This window comes from Vibrio sp. 10N.261.46.E11, from assembly GCF_041472735.1.
GTDB lineage: Bacteria > Pseudomonadota > Gammaproteobacteria > Enterobacterales > Vibrionaceae > Vibrio.
The window spans coordinates 55,002-62,583 of sequence record NZ_JBFRQW010000030.1 but is presented as its reverse complement, the minus strand read 5'-3'; the positions used below and the strand labels follow the sequence as shown (position 1 = coordinate 62,583).

The window sequence follows — 7,582 nt, the reverse complement described above, 5'->3', positions numbered from 1 at the left end:
GAAGAGCGGCCTTGTTCTCAAGCCTTTTTCCTGCGCTATTTTTGATCACTTACTTACTGTGATTGGTATAATAAAAGTAGCTGAAATCGCTTCTATAAAAAAACCCAGCATATAAATATGCTGGGTTTTTCAGTTTAGAAGAAACACTATCTTAGTAGCTGAACACCACCAAGAACAACTCCTGGATTCTTTCCTTTACTATCCAGTGTTTCCACTTCGTAGACCCATTTAAGCGTTGTTGTGTCAGCCGGTAAATCAACCCGATGAATACCGTAGCGGCCCACTTTGGTTTTTCTAGGCACGCTAACAGAAGAAGAACCGATAGAAGGTAAGCTAGACCAATTATTACCTGACTTCGCTAATGCGCCATCCACAATGTTGTCTCCAATGCTGTATGCCTTCCACACTTCAGTACCATTAGCGAATAACTTAAGCGTACCTTTCGGGACTTCTTGAGCACCAGTCCAACCTTTTCCGATAACAGCAGATCTAAAACGAATCGCTTTCCAGTTTTGACCACTATCCGCCGTCACAGATACTTCTGATTTCTTATCATCTCCACCTAAGTAGAGGTGACCTTCCCAATTAAGAATGTCTGCAGGGCTTTGTGTCCAGGTATGATCATATTGGTCAGTTCTATTACCGTCACCCCAGCCAAACAGACAATCGCCATTCTTGCTTACGGTACATTGTGGGTACTTAGCGCCAGAGTTTGCTTCAGCGTAACTGAAAGAAAGGTTCTGAATACCTGTTTTCAGTGAGTTACGAACAGACCAGACTGTTCCAGTTTTACCATCAACATCAACGCGCCAATATAGAACATCACTTGCGGGGTCTAGATTGACAGTGTGCGAACCTGAAGCCGGAGAACTAGAACCTGATTGAACTTCTAACCAATTACTACTATCTGTGCTGGTATACACTTTGTACGCACTTGATTTAGATACTTTCCAAGTGAACTTATGGTTACCCTTGAATGGGATTGATTGACCATTATAAGGTCGTGGCGTATGTGCATACTTCAGGTTGTCGTTAGCAAGTTCTGCCATTTCACCGTCAGACAAAGCAAATGAGCGCATCTCGATATTATCTACCAAGATATTACCTGCCTTTTGCTCAGACTTTAGGTTAGCTGTGGCATCTTTGCCTGCATCCATCCAAGGCTTAGCAATAATTAGTCCTTGGCTTGTACCTGCGGACAAACGGCTACCCGCGCCCCAAACACCCGCATAACCAGAAGGTAGGGTTATATCGTCGGCCTCTGCTTTGTTATCGTAATGGTTAACGAGTGTTGTTTGTTTACCATTCAACCAAATAGAGACTTTCTGGGTTTTACGGTCAACGCGCACTGCGACGGTATTCCATTGGCTGAGGTTCAGTGCCTCTTTGGTTGTCACAGACACCTTTCTTAAGTCACTTCCACCAGCGTAAGCGGCAAGTTGACGCGAAATCATGAACCACTCTAATGTTCCCTCTTTCGTTAATTTGAAGTGAAAACCATCATTCCAAATTCCTTTACTAACCAAGTCAATTGGATACTCTAGTTTTACATTAGGTTTCACTTTAAGTGATAAAGTGAAATCATCTTCAGCGAAGTCAAAGTCATGTCCATAATGGAACTTGTATTTTAGAGACTCCTGAACATCATTTTCTAGCAAGTTATCTTTTACTGACTCAAAAGCGCCAAGTTTAAGCGTTTTAGAATTCGCGTAGCCTTGGTTGACCCAAACTTCAGAAACTGCCTGCTTACTCGACTCTTTTACTACTGCAACTTGCCCCGCCAAACCTGTTTGAGCATTCACCACCCATAAGTCATCAACAGGTGCCTGTTCAAAGTCGAAACGAGCATATAGATCTGGAGAGGTAACCTTTACATGAACGACATCACGGTCGAACAGTTTTTTACCATCAGTGATGATGTAATGGAATTCGTCTTCACCAATGAAACCTTTTGGCGCTTTATAGGTTACTTTCCCATTGGCAATACTAAGCTCACCGCCTTGTGCTGAATATTTATCAACCTTGTGGATAGAAACCGTGTCACCATTAGCGTCAAAGTCATTCTTAAGCACGTCTAGACTAGTTGTATTATCACGTTTTACGCTGAAGTGATCGATTTTAGCCGAAGGAGGTAGAGGATAGTCAGCAAGGCCGACCAAATTTCTTCTTAGGCGATTATTTTTATAGATGTTGAAGTTGATATCATCAACGTGAGCTTCACCACCTTGAATTCCGTGACCTTCTGCAGATGTACTATGACCTGTGCCTAAATAGTGTGCTGTTTCGTGCAGTACAACACCATCTGCACCTATTATGTCACCAGGAGATCGTACAATACTTCCGAAGTTCACACCTAAAATCCAGTTGCCTTTGAGCCAAAGCATTCTATGTTTTAGGTCCCAGCCTCGAGTTTTTCTTTGTTCATCCCACCATTTTATAGTGGCAACTCGAATAGGTTCATTCTCGTGTTGGTAACCCCATGCCTTACAAGCGTCATGAGAAGCACTTTTTACACACGTCTTATAGTGGTCATCCAAATAGCCCCAGGTTTCGATCAATACGTCATTGACAGAAAAACGCAACAAAGCATCTCGGCTCAACACATAGTCGACTAAGTTAATGTAGTAATCGACGAGGACCATAGCATCGTCCAAGTTACTATCCGCTTCTTGAACAAATGCTTGGTAAGAAACATGAACCGCCACTTTTACTTTGTGCAGTTGAACTTGCGTTTTGTCTTTTGCAATTAAGTTATCTAAACCAGACGTTGGAGCACTCGGCCTTTCATCTATGGTTTTGATTGCTTTTTGCATGTTGTCTAAAATTGCAGACCTCGGTGCAACCGAAGCTACATTTTGTGCTTTTGCTGTCAATTTATTTGCAGATAAGCCACTTACGATGTCTGCTTTTTCGATCGTCCATACTCTTTGACTACCACGGAACGCCGTTACATAGAGTTTATTTTTACTGGTCAGTGCCGCAATAACTTGCGTGTTCTCATCACTGGTATCAACACCACGATAAACGCGAATCGCTGGGATGTTGATGGTACTGGATGGTGCATTCCCATTAATACGGTGATCCCAAAGATGTACTTTCATATCGGGCTCTCGGATCGAGTAACGATGGAGATCTAAAGTACGTTTTTTACCATTAACCGTAATCGCTACAGAAAGGTCCGAGGGGGATGCTTTCGTAGGCTTATAGACCATAGGTTTATGGCCTTCTTTTTTGCTATCTTTGCACCCACCAGCCATGACTACCGCTAGTACTACAAAACATAGACTCAGTATTTTCTTCATTCTATGTGGTTCCTTTATATCGACCAGTCTAAACATGAATAAAAAACATAGTAATAGCAATGAATTACGTTGAACAAAACAACATCAATGTACAGTCGTTCAAAATGGAAATGCCGAAAAATTCCATAAATCAAATTTTCGAAGCTACTAGCAAAAAATCGTTTCAATAAATTCTAGATTTTGAGTTGTATCAACCCTATATGAAAGGTATAAATACTGGAGTTATTATTACCTCCCTCTCAAATGACATGGATGAAGATTATGTTTGAAAAAGTGTTAGCAGCTCCCGCCGATCCTATTCTCGGCCTTACTGAAGAATTTAAAAAAGACTCTCGTGAAGAGAAAATTAACCTTGGTGTTGGCATCTACAAAAATGAAGATGGTCAAACACCTGTACTCAAAACAGTAAAGAAAGCAGAAGCTGCACTTCTTGAAAACGAAAAAACCAAATCTTACCTAACGATTGAAGGTACCGCTGAATACGGTCTAGCGGTTCAGAAACTGCTTTTCGGTTCAGATGCAGAGATCGTGACATCTCAACGCGCTAAAACAGCACAAGCTCCAGGTGGTACAGGTGCACTTCGCGTAGCCGGTGAATTCATCAAGCGCCAGCTGGGTGACGTGAAAATCTGGATCAGTAACCCAACTTGGGCTAACCATAACGGCGTTTTCGCTGCTGCAGGTATCGAAACAGCTCAATACAGCTACTACAACGCTGAAACAAAAGACAAAGACTTCGCAGGCATGGTTGCTGACCTAGAGAAAGCTTCTGCAGGCGATATCGTTCTTCTTCACGGCTGCTGTCATAACCCAACAGGTATCGACCCAACAACTGAAGAGTGGGAAGTACTGGCTAAACTGGTTGCTGAGAAGAAATTGCTGCCTCTATTCGATTTTGCTTACCAAGGTTTTGCAAAAGGCGTTGAAGAAGATGCGGCTGGCCTGCGTATTTTTGCTCAGTACAACAAAGAAATTCTAGTGGCGAGCTCGTTCTCTAAGAACTTCGGTTTGTACAACGAGCGTGTTGGTGCATTCACACTGGTTGCTGAATCTGCAGACGTAGCAACAACAGCATTCTCTCAAGTTAAGAGCATCATCCGCTCTATCTACTCTAACCCACCAGCGCACGGTAGTGCTGTAGTGACTCACATTCTTGGGGATGCTGACCTGCGTGCTGAATGGGAAGCAGAAGTAGCGGAAATGCGCGACCGTATCCAAGAGATGCGTGAGCTATTCGTAACAACACTGAAATCTGAAGGTGTTGATGCAGACTTCACATTCATCGAACGTCAAAACGGCATGTTCTCTTTCTCAGGCCTAAGCAAAGAGCAAGTAACTCGCTTAAAAGATGAATTCGCTATCTACATTGTTGGCTCTGGCCGTATCAGTGTTGCGGGTATGACTAAGTCAAACATGGGTCCTCTATGTAAAGGCATCGCTGCGGTTCTTTAATCGAAAAGAGAAACCTGTATCTTTCGGCCTAAAGATAGACAAAAGCCAGCGATTAAGCTGGCTTTTTTGTGTCTGTTTTCTTTATATATGAGCAGTTAAGACATTAATCTTTACTTACTAACGCTTAGCCTCTTCGGTACTGGTTAGTACTCTAGGAAGAACTCTACACCTAGCTCGTTAGTGCGTTCACTACGAATCTTACCTTCGCCATTTCTGTGTTGATAAGAACCACCAATCGCAAACTTATTGGTCACTAAATAGCGTAAGCCTAAGTGATAGACTTCCTCATCGAACAAATCACTACGATTCACTTGAACACTTCCGTTGGCTATCCAACGTTTTGCAAAGCCATAGTTGAGTTCTGCTTTTATCCCTTGGATAAACTCCGTGTCTGACGAGCGAGTAATATTAGTTCCATTATCTTCGACTTCTCCCTTAGTGATACCAAGCAAGTAGTAAGCCACTATATCTAGATCGCGCTTAATACTGTAACGGTAACCAATGCCCGGCATAAGGGTATCCATTCGAGTTGTTGAGTCATCAGGGTGAATGAAACGAGCACTGTAATCGCCCAACAATAGCCATTCATCCGTCATCGCATAGCTGATACCTAATCCATAAGATGATGCATTGTTATTGCTGCCTGCATCTTCATTCAAACTTCCTGAATGAGCGGTGGCGTATATATGGTCATAATCGAGAATATCCACACTGTGAGTCTCGGCCCACGAACTTGAAGAAAACATAAAAACTGCAGACACTAAACTAAGTTTCCACTTCGACATTCCTAACATCCTTTAACTGTCATCCTATTAATTGAAAGATTAGTCTATCCCTAAGACTTTAAAAAGGTTTTAGCTCACAGATTGATTTGTGACGGCAAAACATTATCAAATGTTGTACCATGAAATCATACAAACCAATGGATGATCATTATGGATGCTGAGTTATTAGAGATTCAAAACTTTCTGGCACAATACCCCCCTTTCACAGAACTCCCAGAGGAGATGTTGGCGAAAGTGACCAGTAGCGTCGAAATTTCTTATTACCGCCAAGATACCCCTATCATTCACTTTGGTGATCAGATTAACGACCTTTACATTGTTCGAAGCGGCGAAGTAGAAGTCTATCGTCGTAAAGGTGAGCTCTATAACCGGCTGGATGAGGGACACTTATTTGGCCAAATGGGGCTACTCACCAACAATAAAGTTCGCTTCCCAGTAAAGGCAACAGAAGACACCCTACTCTACTGTATCCCTGAACCTATTTTCCAAGAACTCTACGACAACTATGATTCATTCGCTGACTTTGTCGAAGTAGAAGATAACGCGCGTCTTCGTCAAGCAAACTCAAGTAATAACGATGCCAACGATCTCACGACATCCAAGGTAAAAACGCTACTGACCAGCGAAGCGCCGATGATCGAGAAGACTCGTACGATTCAACAAGCCGCGACCATGATGGCACAAGATAATGTTTCATCTTTGCTGATCATCGACCCGGATATTGTCGAAGATGATGAAGACGATTCGACGCCCGTTATTGGCATTATTACCGACCGTGATCTGTGTACCCGAGTTTTAGCAGAAGGACTCGATCCATCGGATGAAGTATCAAGTGTAATGACAGCAGAGGTTATCTCGCTCGATCATAATGCCTATGTCTACGAAGCCATGATGACCATGCTTCGCTACAACGTGCATCACCTACCAGTACTAAAAGACAAGAAGCCTATTGGTATTATTGAAGCGACCGATATCGTACGTTACGAATCTCAAAACTCACTGCTATTGGTAAGCAGCATCTTCCAGCAACAAAGTATCGAAGACCTAAAAGTCCTTTCTGAGCAAGTAAAAGACAGCTTTGTGCGCTTGGTTAACGAAGATGCCAACGCCCACATGGTGGGTACCGCAATGTCGGTAATTGGCCGTAGCTTTAAACAACGAATTATTGAACTAGCCGAAGATAAACTCGGTAAAGCGCCGATTCCTTATTGTTTCCTCGCACTCGGCTCGATGGGGCGTGATGAGCAGTTATTGGTTACAGACCAAGACAACGCCATCATTCTTGATGATACTTACGACGAGAAAAAGCACGGTAAGTACTTTGAAGAGCTGTCGACCTTCATTTGTGATGGCTTAGACCAATGTGGCTATGTGTACTGTACGGGTGACATCATGGCCACGAACCCAACTTGGCGTATGACACGTCGACAATGGGAAGAATGCTTCGCTGATTGGATTGATGATCCAAACCCGAAAGCGCTACTGAACGCCTCTATTTTCTTTGATTTAGATGGTGTTTATGGCCGCCTAAAATGGGCGGAACAACTGAACAGCTTTATTGTTCGCCGTGCACGTAAGAACAACCGCTTCTTGGCGTGTCTTGCTCGTAATGCGCTCAACCGTACTCCGCCTCTGGGCTTCTTCAAAGATTTCGTAATGGAGAAAGATGGTCGCCATAACAACTCGATCAACCTTAAACGTCGTGGTACCGCACCACTTGCCGATCTAATCCGCGTTCACTCTTTAGCAGTCGCATCTCGCTCTAAGAACTCATTCGAACGTTTAGATGACATTATCGACGCAGGTATTTTGCCAAAAGGTCGAGCTCAAGACTTGAAAGATGCGATGGAATTCATCTCCTTAGTTCGTATTCGCCACCAAGCCCACGATGTCGACAACAACATTGAGCCTGATAACAACATTGAGCCAGAGAACTTGTCTGACTTCGAGCGACGCAACCTGAAGGATGCATTCCAAATATTAAGTAATGCGCAGAACTTCCTTAAGTTTCGTTATCAAGCTAGCAACAAGTTTAAGTAGGCC

The 7,582-nt window shown here is 43.1% G+C and carries 4 protein-coding genes; 2 read left to right on the top strand and 2 right to left on the bottom strand.

Annotation, left to right across the window (positions count from 1 at the left end):
- Window positions 1-146 precede the first annotated feature (146 nt).
- A complete protein-coding gene (locus AB4407_RS10175; protein ID WP_372120470.1) occupies window positions 147-3,302 on the bottom strand; it encodes an Ig-like domain-containing protein in 3,156 nt (1,051 codons plus the stop codon).
- Between the two features lie 261 nt (window positions 3,303-3,563).
- Between AB4407_RS10175 and AB4407_RS10170 the strand changes: the two genes are divergently transcribed.
- Complete coding sequence (locus tag AB4407_RS10170) at window positions 3,564-4,754, top strand: amino acid aminotransferase (protein WP_372120469.1); 1,191 nt, start codon at window positions 3,564-3,566, stop codon at window positions 4,752-4,754.
- Between the two features lie 143 nt (window positions 4,755-4,897).
- On the opposite strand, the gene AB4407_RS10165 is transcribed toward AB4407_RS10170, so the two are convergent.
- Complete coding sequence (locus tag AB4407_RS10165) at window positions 4,898-5,539, bottom strand: outer membrane beta-barrel protein (protein ID WP_372120468.1); 642 nt, start codon at window positions 5,537-5,539, stop codon at window positions 4,898-4,900.
- Window positions 5,540-5,689: 150 nt separating this feature from the next.
- Here AB4407_RS10165 and AB4407_RS10160 point away from each other — a divergent pair, with 150 nt between their 5' ends.
- On the top strand, window positions 5,690-7,579 hold the full coding sequence (locus tag AB4407_RS10160; RefSeq protein WP_372120467.1) for a DUF294 nucleotidyltransferase-like domain-containing protein: 1,890 nt from the start codon (window positions 5,690-5,692) through the stop codon (window positions 7,577-7,579).
- Window positions 7,580-7,582: the final 3 nt, after the last annotated feature.

Coding starts and splice junctions, on each gene's coding strand:
- AB4407_RS10170 (WP_372120469.1), top strand. CDS start 3,564: ATGTTTGAAAAAGTGTTAGCAGCTCCCGCCGATCCTATTCTCGGCCTT.
- AB4407_RS10175 (WP_372120470.1), bottom strand. CDS start 3,302: ATGAAGAAAATACTGAGTCTATGTTTTGTAGTACTAGCGGTAGTCATG.
- AB4407_RS10165 (WP_372120468.1), bottom strand. CDS start 5,539: ATGTCGAAGTGGAAACTTAGTTTAGTGTCTGCAGTTTTTATGTTTTCT.
- AB4407_RS10160 (WP_372120467.1), top strand. CDS start 5,690: ATGGATGCTGAGTTATTAGAGATTCAAAACTTTCTGGCACAATACCCC.